This is a genomic window from Mucilaginibacter yixingensis, assembly GCF_041080815.1.
GTDB classification, from domain to species: domain Bacteria; phylum Bacteroidota; class Bacteroidia; order Sphingobacteriales; family Sphingobacteriaceae; genus Mucilaginibacter; species Mucilaginibacter yixingensis.
On sequence record NZ_CP160205.1, the window covers coordinates 3,125,991 to 3,152,187 of the forward strand.

The following is a 26,197-nucleotide window of genomic DNA, read 5'->3' on the forward strand; positions in this document are numbered from 1 at the left end:
CGTTTAAATTGTACCGGTCAGAATGAAACACGCAGTAAGGTTAAAAAGATTTATAACGCAACAGGTACCTCTTCAACATCAAACTCTTCAAAAATAGAGTTATTGCTTTTATACTCTGGTACAATTTCTTTCATTTTACGCACTACGTTATGATCGCTAAATGAACTGGATAGTTTTATCAGTTCATTAATGTGCTTGTTTATTTGCAGGTATGACTGTTTACGTACTTTGGCGATCATGATTTTTTCATGATGGGTAGGCACTGTGTTCTCAGCATCATTCAACAGCTCTTCGTATAGCTTTTCACCCGGGCGCAACCCTGTAAAAGTGATCTTAATATCCTGATCTACCACGAAGCCAGACAAGCGGATCATCTTTTTGGCCAAATCAACTATCTTAACCGATTTGCCCATATCAAACAAATAAATTTCGCCACCACTACCCATTGATCCGGCCTCTAACACCAGGCGGCAGGCTTCAGGAATAGTCATAAAGTAGCGGGTAATTTCCGGGTGGGTAACCGTAATAGGTCCGCCTCTTTTAATTTGATCTTTAAAACGTGGAATTACAGAACCGTTAGAGCCTAAAACATTACCAAAACGGGTAGTAATATATTTTGTACGGTTTCTTCCTTTTGATTTATCGTTAACAATACTCATTCCATCATTGATAATCACATTATCATCTGAGCGGAAATCAATTAACGATTGTACATACATTTCTGCAATACGCTTAGACGCCCCCATTACATTGGTAGGGTTAACCGCCTTATCTGTAGAAACCATTACAAATTTTTCAACGCCATAACGCATTGCCAAATCTGCAACTGTTTTAGTACCCAATACATTGGTATTAATGGCCTCGCACGGATTATTTTCCATCATAGGTACGTGTTTATATGCGGCGGCATGATAAACATAATTAGGCTTATAAGTTTCAAACAGCAGCGTCATTCGCTCCTTGTTTCTTACATCTCCTATAAAGGGAATAAAATTAGCCTCAGCGTAAGGACCGTCTTGCAGTTCTAGTTGCAGTTCATGAAGTGCGGTTTCTGCAATGTCACTTAATATGATTACCGCCGGTTGATATTTAATGATCTGTCTTACCAGTTCAGAACCGATAGAGCCTGCAGCTCCTGTTACCAGAATACTTTTACCGTTTATTTGCTGATCTATCAATTCATTATTAATCTGTATTGGTTCACGCTCCAATACATCTTCAATTTTAATATTCTGGAACTGGCTTTGATTAAGGTGACCACCAATCCATTTGCTTATTGGCGGGATATTAAGCACCCGAACATTATGTGCCAAACAAACATCAACGATGGTATTTTTTATGTTTACGTCTATATCACTTTTTGCAATAATCAACTCATCAATCTTCTCACCCGAAAACAACTTTTCAATATCAGCTAAAGGGTATATAGTAACATTATCAATTTTTTTACCGCTCTTTTTGGAATCTTCATCGACAAATGCAATCACATTCATGTTTAAGCCGGTATTTTGCTCATCAAGTATGCGTTTGGTGGTTATTGCAGTTTCGTTTGCACCAAATATGATAACCTTTTTCTGATTAAGTTTTAGCTTATTAACATAAGCAAATAAGTATTTTACCGCGAGCCTATAGCTAATCAATAATAGAAAACTGAAAAGCACATTTACAGTCAACACCTGAACCATGCGGTTCAACTGTATATCTAAAATTAAGCCTGTATTACTTATCAGATAGAAAGTGATGTTACCTAGCAGTACTGAAAATAATATTCTAACAGAATCTTGTCCGCTGGTAAATCGTACAATACCAGCATATGTTTTAAGCAACCCAAAAACTACAGTATTTATAATAAGAAAAGTAATAAGAACGTTTTTTTGCGCGGAATAGGTTAGGTGCACAATCTCAAAATTATTACTAATTAAGTGTGCCAATATTAGAGAAACAGCACAAAAAATTATATCGAGAAAAAAAATTATCCACCTTGGCGCAACATTCATTCTATTCAACATAGCATTAGATTTAAGTAGACATCGACAAAAGTACTATGAAATTTTTAAAATTTGGCAATTAATCATAAATAGACAATGCCATTTTTAATATATTTCTAGAAATCATAGTATAAATTTCTAAACGAACTTCTAATTCCGAACGATAAAATTGATGCATTGTAAGGTGTAGATGTCGCACCATTTTCGCGCCTGTAAGTATATCCTAACTCAATACTTAAATTATTTTTAGGATTCAATAAATAAGACACACTTGAGTTAAAATAATACAAATGTGTCTTTAAACCTTGCCCTATATAATTTCCATAATCGGCAACCCTATCTTTATAAGAAAGGTAAATATTCTTTCCGTAGTTTAAACCAGCAGGATCCAGGCCATACACACTAACCCCGCCTTGCCCATGTATAGAAAATCTTTTAACATTATAATTGGCGATCATTAAATACTCTCTAAAATTAGCTCCATAAGGATGCGCTAAAGATTGATTAAACTGCCCGTAATTTTTAATCTCTCTGTCGGCAGAATAGGTGTAAGGACGCACAGCATTATATTCAGTTTGCAAATTTAGCCCGACTATGTTAAATGCATCCAGGTATTTCAACCCTAATTGACCACCTTGTTTATTTGCCCAATAACCTGTACCAGCAAACACTTCTTTTAAGGTAAATTCATTTATTGCCAACTGGCCATATAATACATAATGATTAAGGAACTTATAACTTCCAGTAAATCCTACTAATGACTTACCTGGCGAACCGTTGTTAGTATCAACAGTATGCGCAAATATAATGGGATTTAAATAGCTAAAACTTATTTGCCCAGGCTCCCACATTACATTTTCAAATAGCCCTAAATTCAAATTTTTATTAATATTCCAACTTAGATAATGAAATATACCATTCTTTTTAGGGAAAGGCGTGTTATCGTTATTTATAAGACCATAGTCATCGGTAAATTGAGCATACATGGCCATATACCGAAGTGGGCCGATTGTTGCTGTTAGTTTAATAAATGGGTAGCTGACCGCGTTGTCAGAAAGCAAAAGAGAACGGTAACCATCTCCAATAAAATTTTTATCATATCCCATCTGTATATTTAAATACTTAGATGGTGTAAATGATAGCGTTCCTCCTGAATATGCGTAGTCAAATGTGTTATGAATTGTAGTATTATGCAGGGGTGCCTGGCCAGGCGCAACCTGGTTCAGGTTGACAAAATCGGTGATGTAATTGGCAAATTTTGCCTGATTTTCGTACAAATAAGTACTAAATGAGAAAAGCTTCTTTGTGCCGACAACACCCTCAACTTGAAATCCACGAGTATTAAGATATAATGATCGGCTTCCTTCTTTACCTACCGTCAATGTTGGAAGAAAATCAGCATCTAGTTCAAAGTCACTTCTATGCACCTCTACCAGATGCTCTGTAAAAATCTTCCGGCCAAGCCAACTTCTTGTTTGCCAATCTTTTGACTTTACAGGTGATAATAAGGAATCGTATTGAGCCGAATCAATTAAATCCCCTACTATAAACGGCCGCATACTAGTGTGGCTCCTTTCATTACCCGAAAAGTAGATACTTTTCTCTATGCGATTGTTGATATCGTTACTTAGAGGAATAGGTTGCGACTGTGCTTTTGCAAAAGCTGAACAAAATAACAGACAAATGAATAGGAAAGTATGATGTAAAGAATACTTCATAGATAAAGTTAAATGAAGGCTGCGTAGCCTATCTTAGACTAGACCTAAACTAAAAGGTTTTAGCCATTAAATAAAAATGTCGATTATGACACCAATATTGAATTCATTATTTTGAAAACTCGCTCTAATTCGTCGTCGGTCAAATTAGAACCAGAAGGTAAACACAATCCGTTTTCAAACAACTTATCCGACAAATGGTTTCCAAAAAACAAACAATTTTTAAAGACAGGTTGCATATGCATTGGCTTCCATAATGGGCGCGATTCAATATTATCTTCCAGAAATGCATGCCTCAGAATCTCACGGGTAACATTAATACCGTTGCTGGGGTCAATAGTTAAGGTAGATAGCCAGCGATTACTAAAAAAGCCTTCTGGTTCTTTCAAAAAATGAATCCCTGGCAAATCGCCAAAAAGACTTACATAATGATCAAATATTTCGCGTCGTTTACTTACACGTTCAGGTAGTACTTGCATTTGACCACGACCTATACCGGCACTAATATTGCTCATTCGGTAATTATAACCAACATGTGAATGCTGATAATGAGGGGCATCGTCTCGGGCCTGGGTGGCCAAAAACTTGCATTTAGTTATATACTGTTTGTTTGGAGATACCAACGCGCCCCCGCCAGAGGTAGTAATGATCTTATTTCCGTTAAATGAAAATATACTCATTACCCCCATAGTGCCGCACATTTTACCATCAATATGCGATCCCAACGCCTCCGCTGCATCTTCAATAAGAGGTATTTCATAGCGTTCGGCTATTGAAATTATTTCTTTCATCTTTGCAGGCATGCCATACAAATGCACTACAATAATTGCCTTCGGTTTTTTACCTGCGGCAATTCGATGCAGAATGGCATCCTCTAAATAATTAGGATCCATATTCCAAGTATCGGCTTCACTATCAACAAAAACAGGTGTAGCGCCTATGTATTTTATTGGATTTGCTGATGCCGAAAATGTCATACTTTGGCATATTACCTCGTCACCTGGACCAACATTCAGCATAACAAGCGCCAAATGCAATGCTCCGGTGCCAGAACTTAAAGCTGCTACATGTTCATCACCTCCCAAGAATGTAGATAGATCTTTTTCAAATCCATCAACATGAGGCCCTAATGGCGCTATCCAATTAGTTTCAAACGCTTCATTAACAAATTGTTGCTCGGCAACGCCCATATGCGGGCTTGATAGCCATATCTTTTTTGACTTCATTTAATAATATTATAAGCATCAGATAGCTTTGTTATCTGATGCTTTGGCAAAAAAACTTGTTCTAAATTAAATTGTTGCTTATGGATATGCTTACCGTTATCCATTATGCAAATTGTAGACCATTTTAAATTGTTAGGTCCTATAAAATCTTTTTTTACGTTATCGGCTATATAATAGTACTCATCTGCGCTATATTTTTCAAAAAACATGTAATTAGCAATACACGGTTTCTCTGATCCAAATTCTTCTGATATAATTATATCGTCGAAAAAATGAGTAATATTTAGGGCATTTAACTTGTTGCGCTGGCTTACAGACCGCCCATCGGTAATTAGTCCAAGGATGGTTTTTTCTTGTTTCAATTTAAGCAATAACTCCAAGGCACCTTCACGGGGCAAAATCGATGGCAGATGATTTCTGTACTTATACAGCAAATCGTCCATTGCGAAAGCTGGATATTTCCCTATAAGTAATTTAAACACATTACTTCCATTCGTATAGTTTTGAAACATTTCATCGGAAAGACCAAATTCATTTGCATCTACATATTGGGCTATTTCATAATATGCAGACTTCAGATAATCAACTTCGTTGTACAAAGTATCATCCAAATCAAATACAACTACTTTGTTATATTTCATAACTATGCACTATAACCTCGTCATCGTACCTTAGCATCAATAAATCTGTTTCCCATTCTGCAAAATAGGTGGGCGATAGACCTAATACATACTCCTCTATAATCCATTTAGGAAAATTTGCACCTGCCAAATAGCTTAAAGGATACCCTCCCCCAAAACGCGGATTTATTTCGATACCAATTAATCTATGAGTTGATGGATTATAGAAAAACTGCATAGTTAAACATCCGCGAGCACCTTCTATATATGATAGGTTCTCTTTTAAATACTCAACTATAATATTCTTTCTGGTAACCCCCTTACTTACTTCTCCACTACGAACAAATATTCGTTTTCGGGGCACGCTACATTTCAGATAGCCAATGTCATCGTAAAAGCAGTCCACCGTAAATTCTTCAAATTGATTAGGATCTATGTACTCCATAAACATCAACTTGGGATTTGAATAGTGATAGCTTGTTAACTCATCCTTACTCTTTATCAGAAAAGTATCGGCACTTAAACTTCCATCGTAAGGCTTTATAAACAACGGAAAGCTTGGTTTGTTCTTATCGATTGCCTTTGGAACTTCTATATTATTTGTCAGGAAAAAATCATTCGTTATTCGTTTATCCCTACACTTTCTCACAAACTCCGCTTCGGAAATTACAACGGAAATCCCCGCATCAAGGAAACGGTGTCTATTTTCTGACAAAACAACAAGTTCTGTATCAATTGTTGGAATGATTATTTTAACCCCCCATTCAATACAAATTCTTAATAGTTCAGTTATGTAACCTGGCTCGGTTACTCTTGGTACATTCTTATAGCCGTCTGCTACATGACATGCAGGGGCTAAAATGGGATTAAGATCAACGGTATATACCTTTGCATTTGGGTTAATTTTTGCTAACTCTTTTTTAAATGCACGCACCAAAGAAACCCTTTGACCTGCCGAGGTGATTAATATATTACTCATGACCATTTCCTTCAAAAACACCCATTGTTGCCTGCCCCTCTTGAGATATACCTTCGCTTATAAACACCTTTTTTATAGTAAAGAAAAAGATTTTCACATCAAGCCAAAAGGAAAGATTTTCTACATACCAAACGTCCAGCTTAAATTTTTCGCTCCAACTAATAGCATTACGTCCATTAATTTGCGCCCACCCTGTTATGCCTGGCTTTACATCGTGACGACGACTCTGCTCTTCATTGTATAAAGGGAGGTAACTTGGCAGCAATGGCCTTGGACCAATAAGACTCATGTCTCCTTTTAAAACATTAATTAGCTGTAATATTTCATCCAATGATAACTTTCTGACAATTTTCCCTACAGTGGTTAACCGCTCATCATCAGATAACAACTCGCCGTTTTTATTCCGGTTATCATTCATTGTTTTAAACTTGATTATTTTAAATATCCGCGAATTTAACCCAGGTCTGGCTTGTATAAAAAACACCTTTCCTTTATTAGCGATAAATAAAAACACTGCAACACTTACTATAACAGGCGACAAAATAAGTATTCCAATTAACGACAATATTATATCAATAAAACGTTTAAAAATTTTTTTATACATTTTTTAAATGCTTCATAATAGTTTGATAAGACTGCTCCACCAAATAGTTTTTCAGCATGAAATCATAACCGTTAGTGCCCATGGTGTGCCTAGCTGCCGAATTTATCTGCAAATATAACAGAGCTTCATTAAACTCATCTATATTTCCACTTAGACACCAAATACCTATGTTATTTTCTGTTATGACTTCTCCAACGTCTGTATTACTGTCTGTAGCGGCCAGCACCGGCATTTTATTTTCAAGGTAAGACAACAAGCGAGAGGGGAAATTAGGTATCGTAAATCTTTTATCAAGAAAAATTAGCCCAACATCGCATGATGATAGCAATACGTCATAATCTTTTTTAGGAAGACTCTGCAATAACAAAACATTATCAGCCTTATTGCTTGTTACCCAGGCATGAAGTTTAGGATATTCGGTACCTTGTCCTATTATTACAAAAAACAGCCCCTTACGTCCGGCATTTGTCTTTAATACGTTTATTAAAAAATCTATGCCCTGAGGTTTGCCTAAATTACCGCCATATATAAAAGTAACTGCGTCCAGAGGGATGTTATAATCAGCCTTAATATGTTTTTTTTCTTCGTCCGAAACATTAATCTCCAGCGGCTCTATGCTATTGGGGTTAACTTCAATCTTTTTTGGATCAACGGCATTATGATCTGTTATAAACCGGACATTTGCAGGCGACATACAACCGATATAATCTGATATGTCATACAATTGCTTCTCTTTCTGTTTAAAAAAACGATGCAGGATGCCATCTTTTTTTATCATATCTAGATCAACTGCATTTTGCGGAAAGATGTCTTTAAGCAATAGATATGAAACGGCCTTATCCCTGTTTTTTATAAACTTAACCACATTGGTAAAAGTAATTGGCGGAGTAGAATACAGGACAAGGTCGAATTTAATTTGGCTATAATGCTTTTTTATAGCTTTTTCAAATTGTTTCTCAACCAGTAATGTCCCAATCCCTTTCTCCAAAAAATTAGTTTTCTGGATATTTAAAGTTTTAACATTTAAAATTCTAACGTTTCCCGAAGTAAAAACAGCCGTAGGTTTTTTATATCTTCTTTCAACCGGGCTAACTATACAAACCTGATGTCCGTTATTGCTAAATACACGAATCAGATCTGTATAAATGTTTCTTTCGGCAACATCATTTATTTTTACAAGCGTCAAAAACAGTATATTCATTAATTAATTATTTTCGCTCCAAACTACTCTTTTTATATAATCTGTATAACTAATAATTATACGAACCATTTTTTCAGAAACATTAGGCATAGAATAATCAGCAACTTGTCTAAAGTTCCTATTCTCACCAATCTGTTGATATTGAAGTTGGTTCAATCCTTGTAAAATACGCTCCGGATTTAATCCTACCATCATCACCGAGGCTTCTTCCATGGCCTCCGGCCTTTCGTGCGCATCACGAATATTAAGTGCCGGGAAATTTAAAATCGACGATTCTTCAGAAATGGTTCCGCTATCTGATAATACCGCAAATGCATCTTTCTGTAGTGCGTTATAATCATTAAAGCCTAATGGTTTCAAAAACTGTACTTCTGGCCTTACTTTAACGTTTTTAGCGTCAATCATTTTACGTGTGCGCGGATGTGTACTGACGATAATTGGAAAACCATATTTTTCAGCAATCAGATTCAGGCTATCAATAAGTCCGTTAAAATTCTTTTCACTATTAATGTTTTCTTCGCGGTGGGAGGACACCACGAAATATTTCCGGGCCTCTATATTGAGTTTATTTAAAATGTTTGATGCCTTTATTTCGGGCAAATAGTGGTTCAAAACCTCAAACATTGGTGAACCCGTTTTTATAATACGATCAGCAGGTAACCCTTCTTTCAATAAATACTCACGGGCAATATCGCTATAGGTTAGATTGATGTCAGACACATGATCAACTATCTTACGATTGGTTTCTTCTGGAACACGCTGATCAAAACATCTGTTGCCTGCCTCCATATGAAAGATAGGAATGTGTCTTTTTTTTGCTGGTATGGCGCACAGACATGAGTTTGTGTCTCCTAATACCAAAAAAGCATCCGGCTGATGTTCTTCAAGCAACGGATCTATTTTAATAAGTATTTGACCTACTGTTTCAGTTCCCGTTTTACCTGCCGCGTTTAGAAAAAAGTCGGGCTTCCGAATCTTCATATCATCAAAAAATATCTGATTCAGTTCATAATCATAATTTTGGCCAGTGTGAACTATTACATGATCTATTGCTTCAGAATTATCTAACGCGGCCATAACACGGGCCAAGCGAATTATTTCCGGTCTTGTGCCCACAACCGTCATTACTTTTAATTTCTGTTTCATTTAGTATTTGGTGTAAAGAAGTTATTAAACAGTTTCCATATATGTATCTGCATCCTCTGGATCAAAGAATTCATTTATCCAGAAATTGGTATATAAAACATCGTCGCCTATGTTTTTTATGTTATGCGTGTACCATATAGGCATATCTACGTAAGCCGGTTCTTCACCGTCAAGATAAAAGTCAAACACTTCGTCAGTACCTACTCTTCTTAATTGTATTAGTGCTTTACCCTTTATAACCGCAAATCTTTCAATTTTCCGCGTATGGAAATGGTTGCCTCTTGTAATACCTGGTACTGTTGTGGAAAATGACACCTGCCCGCCAATGTTTAGCTTTATAATTTCTACAAAAGATCCTCTCGCATCAGTGTTTTTCTTCAACTTGACCGGATTGTGATTCTCAATATCCATGTAACACCTAAAGGTGTTAAACAAATTCAGTTCAAACTTTGATTTAAGCTCTGGGATAATGCCATCTTTGAAATATAAGTCCTTGAAACCCTCCAGCAATGACAATATTTCGGATACCTTTTGTTCATCAGTGTGTGGTATCTGGAGCTGATGATTACCTTCATTACGACTTATTTCATCAATTATCAGCTTCACAAGATCACTCACATATATCAATTTCACCGTTCCGTCTACATCTATCTTCGGTTGCTCGTTGTGGGTTAGCTGATGTGAAAATGTGGCTATAAACGAGTTATAATATGGGCTACCAAATGGACCAAATACATTGGGAATCACCAAACCGCTAAATTTCCCGCCAGACTCTCGGGCCCAATCTATTAATAGTTCCCGTCCATGTAATTTGCTTTTTCCGTACAAATTATCTCGCTCTTCTTGAGATGAGGATGAAAACAGCACATGCGCTTTACTCTGGGTGTTTTTTAGAGCGTCTATTAATTTTTTAACCAGCTGTATATTGGTGTCATATATTACCTGGGGATCATTATGCCTATTAAGCGCCGCTAAATGAACAATTACATCGCATTTTCCAACAAAGTCATTCAACAATTGCTCGTCAGAAAAATAGGTAATATCGTAGCCTACGCGTTCAAATTTATCGGGAAATAGCCCTAAGCTGTTATACAAATGTTGCCCAACAAAACCTTCTTGCCCGGTTATTCCAACTTTAATTTTCATAAATAGATAAATAGCTAAATAGTATAATTGCCGTAATCTTCATAAAGCACGACAATTTGCTAAGTACTGATGAATATTACTCGATATGGTGCGCAGCACTTGTATCGCCAAAAACCTCTTTTTTAATTAATGGTAACTTGGATAATAAGTTAATCATTCCTTCAACCCCAAGCTGTGTTGTATTATGCGAATGATAATCTTGTACTGAGGATACATCCACTTCGCCTTCTGAAAAGTATTGGTTATAATTGAGGTTTCTATTATCGGCAGGTATCCTGTAAAACTCACCCATATCTTCAGCTTTTGCCATTTCCTCTCTGGTGCAAAGCGTCTCGTAAAGTTTTTCTCCGTGCCGGGTACCAATTACTTTAATCTCAGTATCTGCATTACAGATCTTCTTTAACGCCATGGCAAGATCATTTATGGTACCAGCGGGAGCTTTATTTACAAAAAGGTCGCCTTGTTTACCATGCTCAAAAGCAAAGAGCACTAGCTCAACCGCATCATCCAACGACATTAAAAATCTTGTCATCTTAGGATCTGTTATTGTGATAGCCGCATTTTCTTTAATTTGTCTTAAAAACAAAGGAATCACAGACCCTCTTGATGCCATTACATTGCCATACCTTGTAAGGCAAATTGTGGTATTATTATCAATTACATTTCTTGAGGCTGCAATTGCTACTTTTTCCATTAATGCCTTAGATATGCCCATTGCGTTAATTGGATAAGCAGCTTTGTCTGTACTTAAGCAAATTACCTTTGCAACTTTGTTTGCAACGGCAGCATCGATTACATTTTGAGTACCAAGAACATTGGTTTTGGTTGCTTCAATTGGAAAAAACTCGCAAGACGGAACTTGCTTTAAGGCGGCAGCATGAAAAACATAATCTACTCCACGCATTGCTTTTTCAATGCTCGCGTAATCACGTACATCCCCTATGTAAAACTTCAATTTCTCATTTTTGAGACGATTACGCATATCATCCTGCTTTTTTTCATCGCGGCTAAATATGCGAATTTCACGAAAGTGGTCTGTTTGCAGAAACCGATTTAAAACAGCGTTACCAAACGAACCGGTTCCACCAGTAATCAAAAGAATTTTATTGTTAAACATAGAAGTTGGAAATAATTTCTTTAAAGTAATCCGAACGCGACTTTCGGGAAAATCGTGTTAAAATATGTTGTCTATTACTTTCAAGAAGAGGGTTATTTATATCGTAATCTTTTTCTAAATTGTCAAAAAGCTGAACCGCAACACTAGGACCCACATTAGGTTCTATTATACAGCCTCTGTTCTCTACTGTGTCCTTTAATCCGCCCTTACCTGTGTGAAATATATAATTCTTTAAAGCCATGGCTTCAAGCACGGCTATACCAAATCCTTCGTAAGTAGATAATTGAAAATAATATTTACTATTGGCTAGTATTTCTATTTTCTTTTTTTCACTAATTGACCCAGTAAATATAACATCATTTTTTAAGTTTCTTTCTTCGACAAGCTTTTCAATATAGCTTTTACCGTCGCCCCAGGCTCCTATCAGAACTAATTTAAAGTTTGGATATTTCTTTTTGATTTCACTAAATAATTCGACAGAAGTGTCCAACCCCTTTCTTTTGACGTTAGCTACCGTGGCCATCCAACAAATACTCGTTATAAAGTCCTCTTTATTGAAAATGGCACTTGTGTTGTAAATATCGGTATCTATACTATGAGGAAAATAAGACAATTTATTAACACCCTGCTTAGGGAACTCCCCCAATATATGACTCACATTTTCCAAATCATTTTTTGACACAACGTTACAAACGTTTGATAGCATGTAATTCAACTTAAACAATGCCTTGAAAATATTTCTTTTCTTAACAGTGATTTCCATTTCACCAAACTCGTCGATCCCCCCCGTAAAAATCACCTTTTTTAAAGCAAAACGCGCCAAAAATGCAGGGATTAATGAGATTTTGTAGAAGTATAAAAACGCAACATCGTAAGTCCAGAACTTCAAAAAGTCACTAATTTTATTGGTAGTAATAACTTCAAATCCGCCATCTTTAAGGACCTGTATATCTTCTACATAGAAACCTGTCACTTTGAATAACTGCACATCTTTAACAGATGAAAAGAACAACACTTTTTTCTTTTTCAACATATAATTCCGTTAAGCATATCTTTCCCCCAATCAAAGGTTAATTCTTCTTTTCTTTTTTTGCATATCTCCGCAATCTCCAAATAGTTCTTTTTGTCTAGTAACGATACTATTTTCTTTTGCAAGGCCTCTGCATTTAATTCAAATATGAGTTCCTCATATTTCAATGCCTCTGGAATACCACCTTTATTCGAGCCGATAACAGGTATATTTAGATATAAAGCTTCAAGTATTGTGTTAGGAAAGGAATCAGCTAGTGATGGCACAACGAGTAAGTTAGCAGCTTTTAAAAATGACAACGGCGATGGATTGGATCCCTCAAACGTTATATTTTTGAATTTGCTATATTTCTTCTTGTAATATGGGAGCAAATCGCCTCCACCAATAATATGCAGTTTGCAGGTGTTTAACAGTTCGGTACCGGCATATGCCTCAAGCAATATATGTAAGCCTTTTCTGGTATCAGAAACATTACCAATAAACATTATTGTAAAACCAGAGCAATGAGCATCCTTAGTCATACTGCTCTCTGTTTGAGTTTCTTTCTGTAGCCAGGATGTATTTACATTATTAGGGATAAGAAATGCCTTTTTAATAATCTGACTAGAAAGCATAGGATGCCTGCCCTTTAAAACATCTAAATCATACTGACATTGAATATTAATTTTTGAAACAGATTGCAGGACAATCTTTTCAATTCTGGTTAATGTCTTCAATCTGAGATTATTTATAAATCCATTTTTGAGTGAGTCTCCTTCAAATGAGCGATAACCAATAAAATCTTGCCACACTATAAAACAGATTTTTCTAAATCCCAGATATTTTAGCTGAATTGCATAAGGAACGTCTACCGCTACAGACCAATCATAATCAAGCTGTTTCAATTGTTTTTTTACAAAAAAATAATTGATTATAAAGTTTACAAGCCCAGCTGGCAAAAATCCGTTCTTCTTGTATTTTAAAGGGATGTGATTTACATTCGGAATTTCCTCAATCACTTTTGATTTTGGGCAAAATATCGTTACATGCGCTCCTTTATCACTAAAAGATCTTATTAATTCAAGCAGCCGTCTGGTTCCCCCGGTAACATGGTGACTTTCAAAATCATGATAGGTAAAAAAAACCAGGCGTGAGTTACTAGTAATACAAGACATTTGATAACTATTTTGCAATAATGAATAATACTAAGTTGATAGCAGCGATTATTGAAAATGCGACCAAAAAAACTTTTAAAACGCCTTTCACTATAGTTCGAAGTGAAACCTTTTCAATATTTATTTTATAACTTACTATACTTAGTATCAATACTAACAATGGCACAATTAAATCAATCCTATGCCTATAATTAAATAAAGTTCCTCCCAATATAATGTGCCCTAAAAGGCAAATGTACAGAATGATTTTAAGCCGCCCTTTTATGTAAGTTCTGTTTACAAATATGTATATCCAAAAAAACAGATAAGTTATGCCTGACACCGACATAAAAATCTCGTACGGAAATATCACATCTGTATAAAAAATCCCATAGGCTGGAAAAGGCAGAAAACAATATAGTACCGAATAAATGGTTAGGCGCAGAGGTAAAGGCAAGCCAAGAATAACCCCACCCATGCCAGAAGTGTCAGAATCTGACAATTGCAAGGCCATAAATTCTGTATAATATGTATTAAAAGCAATGAACAAATAGCTTAAAACTGATGCTATTACGGTGGTTATCAAAATAGCGAAAAAAAACCTCTTGTATTTGGGCTTAATAGATTGAAGCCATTTTACCGTATAGTATAAAGATATTGCCAATATGATAATCAACAATAATTCAAGTCTTAAATTGAGCACAACAAATGCCAGTATTAGAAAAAGAAACCACTTAAAAACACTGTTATCTTTTAACAAAACGAAACATACCAACCCTAAAATCATAGAACAAAAGATCTCCCGTTCTATGGTTAAAGAAAAGCCTAAAAAAGATGGCTCTATTAAGCAAATAAAGATGATGAGAATCTTAATTGGATTATCAAACTTCAGTACCCGGGTATAGATTTTATTAACAATAAATACCAGGATTAAGTTACTACATAGCAACCAGCTATATTCAGGCAAAGGAGTAAATAACTTCAAAAAGTCCACAAAACTTATCAGAAATATAGGATAAGCTTTATACGCTATAAACTCAAACTGAACATCGTTATATAAATCACTTATTGATGATGTTGTGGCCACATCATAAAACATAGAAGAATCGAACAACGTGTATTGGAATCCATTCTTTGTTGCCGTGAAGTTCGGAAAAACGGCTATTATGAAAAGAAAAACCAGTACAAAGAGTATATATGGAATGATGTTGTAGAGACTTTCCTTTTTTATGTTGACAACAAATTTGTTAGAATTTTCAGTTATCATCTTTATAAATCTCAATCCACAACATTACTGATTAACGTATACAATTATTCTCCAGCTACTAATCGCAGTTTTTTCATAGTGAGACCAACAACGCTTTTTATAAAAACGTTCTTCGACACAATCGCTAGCGTCATTACATAGAAAATAGCATTTATCGCTATTACTAAGCATTCTTTAGTTATATATTGTAAATGCAGCTCTCGTATAACAAACGATATTGGAATGAAAAGTAAGGCCACTATTAAAGAAAGCAGCGGTGTCTTAAAATCCATTGAAAAATCAAAAAACTTTTTGGCATAAATATAAGCGGAGAGAGTTACCGCTATTTCGGCTACAATATTTGCAATACAAGAGCCAATAAAAGACAGCGACGGAATCAGCAACAGGTTTAAAGCAAAGCTACAAATCATACCAATAATGACAGCTTTAAGCAAATACTTTTCTTTCCCTGCTGGGGTCAATAATTGTATCCCGAATAGATTGCTCAGCCCAATAATGAACACTATTGGACATAAAAGCTTAAGTACCATTATCGAATCAATAAATTGTTTCCCGGCAAAAGTATAAATCAAAAACTCAGAGCTGATGTATAGGCCCACACACATTGGAATACTCACTACACAAATAAACGTATATGATTTTTGGATTAAGCTTTTCAGTACTTCCTGTTGTTGTTCATTATATGCTTTGCTTATTTGTGGTATAATTATAGTACTTATAGCGCCCACAAATACCAGAGGGATCTTGACAATTCTAACCGCAGTTGAATAAATACCCACCGTTGTGGTGTCTTTCATAAATCCTAAAATCACATTATCAAACAGCACATATACGCTAATAGCTAACGTTGAGCTTAATATTATTACAAGTGGCTTAAAATGTTTTTTTATGTCCTTTGTATTAAATATAAACTTAAACTTGCCTTTAATAAATAATAAGTTTGATATGCCATTAAAAACAAATACACTGGCTGTGAGAAGATAATAAAGAGTTGGACTGGCCCCTTTCTTAAAACATAAAAATAACAACAATAAGGAGACTGACTTAATGATTATTGTCCTTATCGTTATGTAAGAAAAGTTTCCTATGGCTTGAAAAAACCATTCTAACGAGAGTATATTGAAAAACATTATTAAAATACCAATCAAAACCAGATGTAATTTCTCGTTTAATGATGGTATTATTAACGCCGCCCCTAAGTAAATAATACTAAAAAGGATTGTTGACGTGACATGAATTATTAATATCTGACTAAATATCTTATCAAGTTCAGAGGGATCATCTTTGACTTTCGCAATTTCTCTAACACCATAATATGGAATACCCAGAGCAGCAAAAAGTATAAAATATTGGGTAAAACTATCAATAAAATTTACTGTCCCAATACCAGAAGGTCCCAATATTCGAGAAACGTATGGAAAGCTAATTAGAGGAAATAAGAACTGGCTTGCCGATAGCAAAATATTAAAAAACAGATTCTTCTTTAACATACGTTGTTATTAAAATTGCCCATCCTCCAAATCTGAAATTATTATATTAAGCGCTAAAATAAAGCCTAAACCTTTTCAATACGTAACTGTGATTTCAAAATTTCGCTTTTTATATCAAATCTGCCAGCGTTTCTTGTGGCTTTCATTAAAACTGTAAGATTTTCTCTGAGTTGATTCTTCTTTGATGTACAAATAATAATTACCAATTCACGAAGAAAAATTTTAAAAACAGTAAGGGTAGATTTTTTTAAGTAGAATTTTGTGCTTATGATAGCATTTCTAACAGAATAATATCTTTTAAAACTGTTAACCTCCTCATAGTTTATACTTCTTCCTAAAAACATGAAATTCTTTTCAGGGGGATGAGGATGATACATAATGCTCTTTAAAACAGTATATGTTTCAAATCCGGCTTGTTGTACCCTATATATAAACTCTATCTCATCGCCTCTAATAAACAACTCTGTTAAAGGCAAACCTATTTGACTAATAACTTCTTTGTTTATAAATGTGGAATTAAAGAATTGAGGATTACCCTCTAATATCCAGTCTTCTGACACTTTTGAAAGTAAGCGATTATAGCTTGTATGTAGTTCTCCGGCAGCTCCTTTATACATGTTGCCTTTCCATCGATATGCAAAGGCAATTGTATCTTTATCACAAGTATCTAAAACAATAGAATTAAATACCTTAGCATCTGGTTTAACAGTAGTTGCCTCTATAAGATATTTTAACGCATGCTTATGCGGAGCACCATCATCGTCCATACTCCAAACCCAGTCGCACCCTAACTCACAAGCTATTTTCATAGCTGCATGTTGCCCCCCTCCACTTCCTAAATTAGCTTGAGTAAACGTATGTATATCTCTTTGTTCGTTAAGCCAATTAAGAGTATTATCGGTGCTTGAATTGTTAACAACAACGATCATGTCTGGCCTGACAGACTGTGACCGGATTGCTGTTATACATTCCATCAATTTATCAAGACGATTAAACGTTACAACAGTTGCCGCTATTTTCATGCTTTAATTTTCTTATCAAAAATCATCAAAGCTCGGGCTACTACTTGATCCATGTTATAATATTTGTAATCAGCCAGACGACCGCAAAATATCACCGATTCTAATTTATCCGCCTCATCTCTATATTTCTCAAAAAGGCGCTGGTTATCTTCTCTAGGAATTGGATAATATTTTTCAGAGGAATCTGTAGCTAACTCAGAAAACTCCCGTGTTATAGTAGTCATATTACTTTGCTGACCTGTAGCGTGCTTCCACTCTACAATCCGTGTAAAATCATAATCATTCGGGTAATTTATCTGTTGAACAGGCTGTACGAAAGTTTTTTCTAAAGTCTCATGCTCAAATCTTAATGTTCTATACGGAAGCTTCCCAAATTTATAATCAAAAAAACTATCAATTGCTCCCGTATAAATCATTGTTTTATACGGTATCTCATTGATTATGTTCTTATAATCCGTGTTCAATAAAATTGAAATATTCGGATTATTCAATATATTGTTAAACATTGCTGTGTAGCCATGTTTTGGCATACATTGATACTTATCGGTAAAATATCTATTATCTCTATTTACACGCGTAGGAATACGTGCCGTAACAGACGCAGCTAAATCCTTGGGATGAATTTCCCATTGTTTTAAAGTATAGTTTTTGAAGAACTTATTATATAGATCTTCACCAACCTGACTTAAAACAGATTCTTCAGAATTTTGTGGAACTTTAATGTCCAATTTGACACTGTCAAAATAGGCCTGAACCTCTTTAGGAGAGGTCAAATTCATCCCATATAACTCATTTATAGTGTCCATATTTATCGGTATTGGCAATAAAGAACCATCAACATATGTTTTTACAATATGATAATGATAACGCCACTCAGTAAACTGGGATAAATAGTCAAACACTTTTTTTTCGTTGGTATGAAACCAATGAGGGCCGTATTTATGAACTAATATTCCATATTCATTATAATAATCATAAGCGTTTCCACCAATGTGATTCCTTTTATCAACTATAATTACTTTTTTATTTAATTCATTGGCTATGCGTTCTGCAAGAACAGCTCCGGAAAACCCAGCACCTACTATAAGATAATCGAACATTACGAAATGTATAAACTCTACTATTTTTTGATACGAAAAGAAGTCAATTACTTGACCAAATATTTACCGCATTATTTTCATATAAACGCTGCGCAAAACTAAGTTTACTATCATTAACAATCCTCCAACAAAAAGACCGATTAGAAAATATTTAAATTTACTTGGCTTATTTTTTTCTAACGGTAAAATTGGCTTGTCTATAATTTGTATTAATGGAGTTTCTTTTCTTAATAATACCTTTGAAACCTCCAGATTTTTTACTAGCTCTGATAATATAGCTTGATTTGCTTGCACGTCAACCTGTTTGTGTTGGGCTGTCGTCCGCAGTATCTGAAACATGGGGTTAGCATTTGGGTTTTGGTCTGTTGATGACGCTACTCCGTTTATTGCCAGGTTTAATTCATGTCTTACAGAATCCGTTTGATGTTGTAAAATATTGACGTTTTGATTTGCCTTTTTGGTTTTAGTATCGATATAAAAAGCACTAACTATATTGACTAAAGTCTCTGTAAAATATTTGGAAAATAACTCATTTTTAGAAACTACGGCAACAACTATAATACTTGATTTTTTTTCTACTTTATTGACCGTCAGGTTTTTCTTAATAATATCATCTTGAAAAGTGTATAGTAAACTATCTTGCTTTAAGCTAAATGTGTTTCTATCTGCATTAACAGGAAATCGGATATCTTTTAATTCTGGCTTATTTTTCCATTTATCACGTAAATCATTAAAATCAATATACAGATCAGCCAAAGTTTCTTTTTTCCCCCTCAGATCAACAGCTGTTAACAGTGACTTCTCCAGCATGTTTCTAGACTTCATGAGTATTAACAAATTATCTCCAGAAAATGCACCGCCTCCGTTTGCACCGCCTAAATCAATACCAAACTGGCTAGCCAAACCAGCGGCCGCTCCAAACCCATCCATGCTAGCTTTTTCATCAGCTAGCGCAAAAGTCAGTTGAGCAGAATAGGTTGGTTTTTGTATAAAAGCTATCGCTAAAACCAACAATCCCCCTATTACACTACCTAACGCAATATTCTTCCACTTTGAAAACAGAAACCGATTGAACGATTTCGTTTTTAACACAATATCTTTTAATGTTAGCTCATCGCTCATATCTGAAACCTATTCTTCTCAAAAACGCTTTAGTTAAATTTCTTATTTGTGCAGACTTAGTATTCCAAGTATAATAGCGCCTAATGATGCCAATCCAGTGGTTAAACCAACAATCTCAGTAGTGCCTAAACCTTTTCTTTCTGGTTTAACCGGCACAAATATTTCACTTCCTGGCCGAACACCGGGATGGCTATTAAAAAACAAAAACTTATGAGTTGCCTTTACGGTACCATTAGGATAAACCACGTAAGCGCCCCGCCTTAACGCTTTGGGCGAGTAGCCACCAGCATTTGACACATAAGATGAAAACGATTTACTTTTTTCAAACACCACAGCGCTTGGATATAAAACCTCACCATTTACACGTACAATCTGTTGTTGCTTAGGTACGCGGATAATATCGCCATCTTCTAATAACAAGTCATTATTTGAACCTGGCGATTTCAATATCTTCTTAAGATCAATGCCAACATAGTCATTACGCATTTGAGCAGTTGCGGCATTTACAGCAGTGTTTTTAACACTGTCTTTATATCCGCGCTGCAATCTGCCTAAGCGTTCCATGCGTTCTTTTTCAATGCCAGTAGTATCAACTTTATTCTTATCTATACCCAGTATAGCTATATTATCACGTTTTAACGTTCCACCATCTACATCTGCTGATGCAGTTAGGCCCCCTGCTCTTTGAATAATATCAGATATTTTTTCATTCTTCTTTTGGATGGTATAGCTTCCTGGGTAAAGTACCTCGCCTTCTACTTTAACCGTCTTCTGAGCCTCATAACCCGGCAGTGTATATATAGACACAATGTCATAAGGCTTTAGAATGAACTTCGCGTCATTTGATTTCAGCTCACGATCAACATTGACATTAAAAACAGTAGCCACTGCGCTATTCTTTGATAGTGGGTCACTGTTGTTTATTCTTCTGGCTACTTCAATCCTTTTCGCACTTGCACCCTCGGTAAAACCGCCCGCTTTAAAAATCAGATCCTGAACACTCATGTTTTCGGCAAAGGCAAATTGCCCGGGGCTACGTACCTCGCCCTTTATGCTTACTGTATATTTATCGCGCAAATCAAAGATTGAAGATATTTCTACCATATCTTCACGTTGTAAAGTGATGTCTGGCGTTGTATTATTAACTACACCCAGCACATCAAATGAAAGTTGCTCGTAGGTATTATCAGGCTTTAATCTTGTAATGATACCTCTGCCGGTAAAAGCATCCTCCTTTAATCCCGCAGCATTCTTGATTAGCTGAGACAGAGTTAACCCTTTATGAAGTTCATATTCACCTGGTCTAAAAACAGCGCCTTTAATTACAACACGATTTTCATAGCGGTCTAAGATGCGCTCTACTACATATTTATCACCACGCAGTGGAAGGTAATTTTTATAATCACTTTCAAAAATATCGCCAATATGCAGCTGCTGGTCAATAATTTGCGTTACCTTAATACGACCGGTATAAGCCTGATCTGTAAAACCACCACTAAAACGGATCACATCGTTTATAGTCTCGCCTGGCAATACCTCAAACAAAGCCGGATTTTTCACCTCTCCCAGCAATGCCACACGCACTTTATAGGTAGGCACTCGAATGATATCCTGATCTTGTAAACTGATATTGTCTTTCTGATCGCCTTTTAATAAAAAGTCATATACATCTAAACGACGTATAATTCTGTTGTTACGAATGATTTCAATTTGCCTAAAAGATCCGTTTGCGTTTGGCCCTCCGGCCGCTGTTAAGGCTACAAAAGCTGTGGCTAACGATGGTAAAGTATAAGTACCTGGTTGAGTTACCTCACCATTGATGATGACCTTTATACTACGAATGTCACCAAGGGTTACCTTTACATTGGTGCCGCGACCAATAGCATAGTTATTTGCTGCAAGCTTACTGTTAATGGCAGCAGTAGCCTGTTCAACGGTCTTTCCTGCCACATTCAGAATGCCAACACCCGGAATGTTTATGTTTCCTTCTGGCGATATGGCCAGCTTCCAATTGGCTAATGAGTTGCCATAAACGCTAATATTAAGCTGATCATCAGGCCCTAAAATATAGTTAAGAGGGGTAGCTAAACGTAAATTGGGCTGAAATGTAATGTGTGTGTTATTAAACAGATCGGCACCGAATACGCGAGGCGTTATACTATTAAAAAGATCTTTTTTTTCTCTCTTTCCCGAGTCGACTTCTGGCTTATAATTTAATTGTCTTGAATATGATATTAGACTATCTCTTCCATTTACAGAAGTAGTATTTCCAGAACCACGTAACACACTAATACGCTGACGTAGCTTATCTGCCTGAGATGCAGACAGACCTTGTGCTTGCGCACGGGCTACAACTTGATCATCAGAAAGACCTTGAGCCTGCGCCTGTTGCAACAATTGCATAAGCTTATCATCAGATACCTCATCAACATTTACATTTGATATATTTTGAGAAGTAGATTGCGCAACTGATAATTTAGAAGCAACTAAAAAAGAAAATGTTATTAAAAAGGCGAGAATGTACTTTAATCGAATCATATGAGGCGGGACACACTGGTAGATTATGGAGCTATAACTCTTTTTTTGTGATATGGTTTTGCGTTTTTTTTAACATCTGTTTTTACATCTTTCACAACACATAGACTATGTGTTATTTAAACGTAAAATCAGGCAGCAAAGATATGATTATTTTAAATTCTATCTAACTACGTTATCTCTTTCATATAAATATTCTCAAACGTTATATATCTGATAAATTCCCGTTACAGATCGAGAAACGCTATTACCTACCAACAATGTTACAATTCTACGTTCAAGCATTAACTGCTCGGCCGCGCCTACTAACTCATCAACGTCAACTATTATTGGATTTCTACTCATCATATCTGCCAATAATAATTTGGTAGGATCTTGTTGCTTTAAAAGCGCCCGGCGTAAATCGCCATCGGTAATTACACCCTGCACATGATCTTCATGACCCACTATTACCATACCTATACGCCCTTCAGACATCCGCAATAACAGCTCTGTAAATGAGGCGTCTTCGTTAATAAACGGCAGATTGTCTGTACGCATTTTATCTTTTACCTTAACCAGCAATTTCCGACCCAACGTGCCGCCCGGGTGAAAACGGGCAAAATCCTCAGACTGAAAATTCCGGGCTTCCATCAGCGCCACCGCAACAGCATCGCCCATTACCAATGTGGCTGTTGTTGACGATGTAGGTGCAAGTTTTAGCGGGCAGGCTTCATGTAAAACAGATACGTTAAGATGATATTGACTATTTTTTGCCAAAGTTGATGACGGATTACCCGTTAATGCGACGATGATATTCTGGTTCCATTTTAGGAAAGGGATAATCTGCAACACTTCGTCAGTTTCGCCCGAATAGGAAATAAGTAAAATGGGCTGCCCTTTGCCTACCATCCCCAAATCGCCGTGGAAAGCCTCGCCGGGATGCAAAAAAAATGCAGGAGTGCCGGTGCTACTCAAGGTAGCGGCAATCTTTTTACCAATAATGCCTGATTTACCCACTCCGGCCACAATAACAGAACCCGCAGTTAAGATAGCATCTACAGCTCGGGTAAAATCATCATCAATCAGACCAGCTACATGTTGTAACGATTGGATTTCGGTATTAAAAACCCTTTGGGCAATATCTTTCATCGGTTAGAGGTCAATACGTGCAACAAACGTGTATCGCTACACCATAGTATAATTTTTATCCGATAAGTGATTGCATAACGGTTTCCAGATCCTGTAATTTGAGTTGATTTGGCCCATCGCTTAAAGCATTATCAGGATCGGGATGCACTTCCATAAAATAACCGTTTGCGCCGAAAGCCTTGGCGGCCAGGGCCATCATAGGTACAAAGGTGCGGTCGCCGCCGGTTTTGCCGCCGGCTCCACCCGGACGCTGTACCGAATGGGTGCAATCCATACAAACCGGATAACCCAAGGCTTTCATATCATAAATATTTCTAAAATCTACGGCCAGGTTATTATAGCCATACATATTTCCACGCTCGGTCAAGATCACCTGGTTATTGCCGGCCTCTATCACTTTTTGCGCCGGATAGAACATATCCTGCCCGGAAAGAAACTGTGCTTTTTTTACGTTCACAATTTTACCGGTTTGCGCAGCTGCTACTAGTAAATCTGTTTGGCGGCATAAAAAAGCAGGTATCTGCAGTATATCAGCCACCTCTCCTACCGGTGCGGCCTGGTAGCTCTCATGAATATCGGTAGTTACAGGCAACCCGAATTTCTCTTTTACGTTCTGCAACATCTCAAGTCCTTTTTCCAGACCCGGACCACGATAAGAATGGATTGATGTACGGTTAGCTTTATCAAATGATGATTTAAACACCACCGGCACATTAAATTTTTGCCCGGCCTGAGCCACTTTTTCGGCTACAGTATAAAGAAGGTCCTGGTTTTCCATTACACAAGGCCCCAGTATAAAGAACGGCTTTTGCCGCATTTGGTCAAATAACATAGGTTAAAATTAATTAAGCTGCAAAGTTAAGGAAGATGATAACAATTTTAAGCCTTTGCCTAAATGAAATCAGTTAGCTGAAGTTGAATCCCCGATAACTCTCGTAGGTAGGCCTGTGTGCCGGCTATTGAGTAAAATTTATCGTTAATGCCAATTCTTTTTACCCGGGGCATTTTAAGTATACTTCCCCGTCCATATAGATCATTTAAATACTCCAATATTACCGAACCGAAGCCACCCATTAACTGGTGCTCTTCAATGGTAATCAGCTTATCATACTTTTGAAAGATGCTGAGCAATTGATTTTCATCTACTGGCTTTATAAAAGGAAAACTATAGACCGACGCATTGAGCTGATTGGTTTGCACAAAATCAGCGGCATATTTTAACACTCCACCGGTAGATAGCACGGCTATTTTTCCACCTTTAACCACATTGAGCACTTGACCTTTCTCGATATTGGAGATAGAGCCTTTTTCGTGTACCAGAGGCTCGCCTGCTTTACCCAAACGCAAATAGACGGGGCCATTATACCGGGCGCTAAATGCGGTAATTTGTCGGGTTTCTTCCGGATCGCCGGGGGTGCATATTGTTAAATTAGGGATGGTTCTAAGCATACCATATTCTTCAGTAGCATGGTGCGACGCACCTAAGGCGGCGTAAGAGTACCCCCCACCAACAGCCACAATTTTCACATTGAGGTTGTGATAGCAGATATCATACCTGATCTGTTCCATACACCTCAACGTCGGAAAATTACCTATAGAATAAATGTATACACAGTAGCCTTCCATTGCCAGGCCTGCAGCCATACCGGCCATATTCTGCTCGGCAATACCAACATTCAGGTATTGGTTGGGAAAACGTTCGGCAAAAGGCTCTACTACGCTAAAACCCAAATCGCCCACCAGTAAAAAAATACGATCATTCTGTTCAGCCTCAGCCATCAACTGGTTTATAAAAGCGGTGCGCATATATCGTATTAATTATTTTTTAATTGTTCAAGCGCCTGGGCGTAAAGTTCTTTATTGGGCGAACGATAATGCCATAACAGTTTGTTCTCCATAAAATCAACTCCCTTACCTTTTACTGTATGGGCAATAATTACTTGTGGTGTGCTGGTAGAAGCGGCATTTATTTTATGGAACAGATTGCTTAAGGCAAGGTAATCATGCCCGTCAACCTCGTGTGTCTGCCACCTGAAGGCCTTAAACTTGTCAACAAGCGGCTCCAAGTCTATCACATCTTTAACATTGCCCAGGCTTTGTATTTTATTATAATCAACAATAAGCACCAGGTTGCCCAAGTTGTGCTGCGGTGCTAACATAATAGGCTCCCAGTTAGAACCTTCATTCAATTCACCATCGCTTACCAGGCAATAGGTCTTAAATTTTTTTTGTTGCAGTTTAGCAGCATAAGCTACCCCGCAAGCTATTGGCAAAATATGTCCTAAACTCCCTGAAGATGCTTCCACCCCGGGTATAAAATGACTGACATGTGAAATAAAGCGGCTGCCATTCTGCGCGTAACCATCCAATTCATTCACATCGAAAAAACCTTTTATGCCAAGCGCTGCATATAAACCAGCGCAGGAATGTCCTTTAGAAAGAAAAAACCGATCTCGCGTGGGCTTCTTATAATCGGCTGGATCAACATGAAGTATCTCGTTGTATAATACCGCCAAGATATCTGCCATAGAATAAGCCCCGCCAATGTGCGAAGCATCGGCCTGGTGCACCATCTTTAGTACCCTGATGCGTATCTCGCGGGCAAACTCTTTACTGTTCATCTAT

General features: G+C 36.7%; 21 protein-coding genes. All 21 read right to left on the reverse strand.

Annotated features, from left to right (window positions below):
• Nucleotides 1-50: 50 nt before the first annotated feature.
• The 21 genes from ABZR88_RS12725 to ABZR88_RS12825 all read right to left on the reverse strand — a co-directional run bounded on the left by ABZR88_RS12725 (nt 51) and on the right by ABZR88_RS12825 (nt 26,193).
• Entirely contained in the window at nt 51-2,009 is a 1,959-nt protein-coding gene (locus ABZR88_RS12725) for a nucleoside-diphosphate sugar epimerase/dehydratase (protein ID WP_107826972.1), read from the reverse strand.
• Nucleotides 2,010-2,104: 95 nt separating this feature from the next.
• Nucleotides 2,105-3,706 (reverse strand): hypothetical protein, encoded by a 1,602-nt coding sequence (locus ABZR88_RS12730; RefSeq protein ID WP_107826971.1) that lies wholly within the window; start codon nt 3,704-3,706, stop codon nt 2,105-2,107.
• A gap of 83 nt (nt 3,707-3,789) precedes the next feature.
• A complete protein-coding gene (locus tag ABZR88_RS12735; RefSeq protein WP_107826970.1) occupies nt 3,790-4,929 on the reverse strand; it encodes a DegT/DnrJ/EryC1/StrS aminotransferase family protein in 1,140 nt (379 codons plus the stop codon).
• Complete coding sequence (locus ABZR88_RS12740; RefSeq protein ID WP_107826969.1) at nt 4,926-5,570, reverse strand: HAD family hydrolase; 645 nt, start codon at nt 5,568-5,570, stop codon at nt 4,926-4,928. Before ABZR88_RS12740 ends, ABZR88_RS12735 begins: the two co-directional genes overlap by 4 nt.
• Nucleotides 5,560-6,528: an ATP-grasp domain-containing protein gene (locus ABZR88_RS12745; protein ID WP_107827127.1), complete on the reverse strand. Its 969-nt coding sequence runs from the start codon at nt 6,526-6,528 to the stop codon at nt 5,560-5,562. The genes ABZR88_RS12740 and ABZR88_RS12745 overlap by 11 nt, the downstream gene beginning before the upstream one ends.
• Nucleotides 6,521-7,132, reverse strand: coding sequence for a sugar transferase (locus ABZR88_RS12750; RefSeq protein WP_107826968.1), 612 nt, complete (start codon nt 7,130-7,132; stop codon nt 6,521-6,523). Before ABZR88_RS12750 ends, ABZR88_RS12745 begins: the two co-directional genes overlap by 8 nt.
• The gene (locus ABZR88_RS12755) at nt 7,125-8,333 is read right to left on the reverse strand and encodes a glycosyltransferase family 4 protein (RefSeq protein WP_107826967.1); all 1,209 of its coding nucleotides are present in this window, start codon (nt 8,331-8,333) and stop codon (nt 7,125-7,127) included. Before ABZR88_RS12755 ends, ABZR88_RS12750 begins: the two co-directional genes overlap by 8 nt.
• A gap of 3 nt (nt 8,334-8,336) precedes the next feature.
• Nucleotides 8,337-9,479 (reverse strand): non-hydrolyzing UDP-N-acetylglucosamine 2-epimerase, encoded by a 1,143-nt coding sequence (gene wecB / locus ABZR88_RS12760; protein ID WP_107826966.1) that lies wholly within the window; start codon nt 9,477-9,479, stop codon nt 8,337-8,339.
• 24 nt (nt 9,480-9,503) lie between these two features.
• A complete protein-coding gene (locus tag ABZR88_RS12765; protein ID WP_107826965.1) occupies nt 9,504-10,625 on the reverse strand; it encodes an NAD-dependent epimerase/dehydratase family protein in 1,122 nt (373 codons plus the stop codon).
• A 76-nt stretch (nt 10,626-10,701) separates the two neighbouring features.
• Nucleotides 10,702-11,742 (reverse strand): polysaccharide biosynthesis protein, encoded by a 1,041-nt coding sequence (locus ABZR88_RS12770; protein ID WP_107826964.1) that lies wholly within the window; start codon nt 11,740-11,742, stop codon nt 10,702-10,704.
• Nucleotides 11,735-12,775 carry a glycosyltransferase gene (locus ABZR88_RS12775; protein ID WP_107826963.1) on the reverse strand — a complete coding sequence of 347 codons (1,041 nt, stop codon included), beginning with the start codon at nt 12,773-12,775 and terminating at the stop codon, nt 11,735-11,737. Before ABZR88_RS12775 ends, ABZR88_RS12770 begins: the two co-directional genes overlap by 8 nt.
• Nucleotides 12,769-13,944: a glycosyltransferase family 4 protein gene (locus ABZR88_RS12780; protein ID WP_146166467.1), complete on the reverse strand. Its 1,176-nt coding sequence runs from the start codon at nt 13,942-13,944 to the stop codon at nt 12,769-12,771. Before ABZR88_RS12780 ends, ABZR88_RS12775 begins: the two co-directional genes overlap by 7 nt.
• Before the next feature lie 1,272 nt (nt 13,945-15,216).
• Nucleotides 15,217-16,662 (reverse strand): flippase, encoded by a 1,446-nt coding sequence (locus ABZR88_RS12785; protein ID WP_107826960.1) that lies wholly within the window; start codon nt 16,660-16,662, stop codon nt 15,217-15,219.
• Between the two features lie 65 nt (nt 16,663-16,727).
• Entirely contained in the window at nt 16,728-17,684 is a 957-nt protein-coding gene (locus ABZR88_RS12790) for a glycosyltransferase (protein WP_107826959.1), read from the reverse strand.
• Nucleotides 17,681-18,784, reverse strand: a complete 1,104-nt coding sequence (gene glf, locus ABZR88_RS12795; protein ID WP_107826958.1) for a UDP-galactopyranose mutase — start codon at nt 18,782-18,784, stop codon at nt 17,681-17,683. Before glf ends, ABZR88_RS12790 begins: the two co-directional genes overlap by 4 nt.
• A gap of 63 nt (nt 18,785-18,847) precedes the next feature.
• Complete coding sequence (locus ABZR88_RS12800; protein ID WP_107826957.1) at nt 18,848-19,906, reverse strand: lipopolysaccharide biosynthesis protein; 1,059 nt, start codon at nt 19,904-19,906, stop codon at nt 18,848-18,850.
• Between the two features lie 42 nt (nt 19,907-19,948).
• Nucleotides 19,949-22,444, reverse strand: coding sequence for an SLBB domain-containing protein (locus ABZR88_RS12805; protein WP_107826956.1), 2,496 nt, complete (start codon nt 22,442-22,444; stop codon nt 19,949-19,951).
• A gap of 195 nt (nt 22,445-22,639) precedes the next feature.
• Nucleotides 22,640-23,572 carry an SIS domain-containing protein gene (locus ABZR88_RS12810; RefSeq protein ID WP_107826955.1) on the reverse strand — a complete coding sequence of 311 codons (933 nt, stop codon included), beginning with the start codon at nt 23,570-23,572 and terminating at the stop codon, nt 22,640-22,642.
• 55 nt (nt 23,573-23,627) lie between these two features.
• Entirely contained in the window at nt 23,628-24,404 is a 777-nt protein-coding gene (gene kdsA / locus ABZR88_RS12815) for a 3-deoxy-8-phosphooctulonate synthase (protein WP_107826954.1), read from the reverse strand.
• Between the two features lie 59 nt (nt 24,405-24,463).
• A complete protein-coding gene (locus tag ABZR88_RS12820; protein WP_107826953.1) occupies nt 24,464-25,378 on the reverse strand; it encodes a transketolase family protein in 915 nt (304 codons plus the stop codon).
• Nucleotides 25,379-25,386: 8 nt separating this feature from the next.
• Nucleotides 25,387-26,193, reverse strand: a complete 807-nt coding sequence (locus ABZR88_RS12825; RefSeq protein ID WP_107826952.1) for a transketolase — start codon at nt 26,191-26,193, stop codon at nt 25,387-25,389.
• Between the last annotated feature and the right edge of the window lie 4 nt (nt 26,194-26,197).

Excerpts from the sequence above, each read along its gene's own strand:
- ABZR88_RS12725 (WP_107826972.1), bottom strand. The coding sequence starts at position 2,009 with ATGTTGAATAGAATGAATGTTGCGCCAAGGTGGATAATTTTTTTTCTC.
- ABZR88_RS12755 (WP_107826967.1), bottom strand. The coding sequence starts at position 8,333 with ATGAATATACTGTTTTTGACGCTTGTAAAAATAAATGATGTTGCCGAA.
- ABZR88_RS12825 (WP_107826952.1), bottom strand. The coding sequence starts at position 26,193 with ATGAACAGTAAAGAGTTTGCCCGCGAGATACGCATCAGGGTACTAAAG.
- ABZR88_RS12730 (WP_107826971.1), bottom strand. The coding sequence starts at position 3,706 with ATGAAGTATTCTTTACATCATACTTTCCTATTCATTTGTCTGTTATTT.
- ABZR88_RS12740 (WP_107826969.1), bottom strand. The coding sequence starts at position 5,570 with ATGAAATATAACAAAGTAGTTGTATTTGATTTGGATGATACTTTGTAC.
- ABZR88_RS12775 (WP_107826963.1), bottom strand. The coding sequence starts at position 12,775 with ATGTTGAAAAAGAAAAAAGTGTTGTTCTTTTCATCTGTTAAAGATGTG.
- ABZR88_RS12770 (WP_107826964.1), bottom strand. The coding sequence starts at position 11,742 with ATGTTTAACAATAAAATTCTTTTGATTACTGGTGGAACCGGTTCGTTT.
- ABZR88_RS12750 (WP_107826968.1), bottom strand. The coding sequence starts at position 7,132 with ATGTATAAAAAAATTTTTAAACGTTTTATTGATATAATATTGTCGTTA.
- kdsA (WP_107826954.1), bottom strand. The coding sequence starts at position 24,404 with ATGTTATTTGACCAAATGCGGCAAAAGCCGTTCTTTATACTGGGGCCT.
- ABZR88_RS12820 (WP_107826953.1), bottom strand. The coding sequence starts at position 25,378 with ATGCGCACCGCTTTTATAAACCAGTTGATGGCTGAGGCTGAACAGAAT.
- wecB (WP_107826966.1), bottom strand. The coding sequence starts at position 9,479 with ATGAAACAGAAATTAAAAGTAATGACGGTTGTGGGCACAAGACCGGAA.
- glf (WP_107826958.1), bottom strand. The coding sequence starts at position 18,784 with ATGTTCGATTATCTTATAGTAGGTGCTGGGTTTTCCGGAGCTGTTCTT.
- ABZR88_RS12785 (WP_107826960.1), bottom strand. The coding sequence starts at position 16,662 with ATGTTAAAGAAGAATCTGTTTTTTAATATTTTGCTATCGGCAAGCCAG.
- ABZR88_RS12735 (WP_107826970.1), bottom strand. The coding sequence starts at position 4,929 with ATGAAGTCAAAAAAGATATGGCTATCAAGCCCGCATATGGGCGTTGCC.
- ABZR88_RS12765 (WP_107826965.1), bottom strand. The coding sequence starts at position 10,625 with ATGAAAATTAAAGTTGGAATAACCGGGCAAGAAGGTTTTGTTGGGCAA.
- ABZR88_RS12800 (WP_107826957.1), bottom strand. The coding sequence starts at position 19,906 with ATGAGCGATGAGCTAACATTAAAAGATATTGTGTTAAAAACGAAATCG.
- ABZR88_RS12810 (WP_107826955.1), bottom strand. The coding sequence starts at position 23,572 with ATGAAAGATATTGCCCAAAGGGTTTTTAATACCGAAATCCAATCGTTA.
- ABZR88_RS12805 (WP_107826956.1), bottom strand. The coding sequence starts at position 22,444 with ATGATTCGATTAAAGTACATTCTCGCCTTTTTAATAACATTTTCTTTT.
- ABZR88_RS12745 (WP_107827127.1), bottom strand. The coding sequence starts at position 6,528 with ATGAGTAATATATTAATCACCTCGGCAGGTCAAAGGGTTTCTTTGGTG.
- ABZR88_RS12790 (WP_107826959.1), bottom strand. The coding sequence starts at position 17,684 with ATGAAAATAGCGGCAACTGTTGTAACGTTTAATCGTCTTGATAAATTG.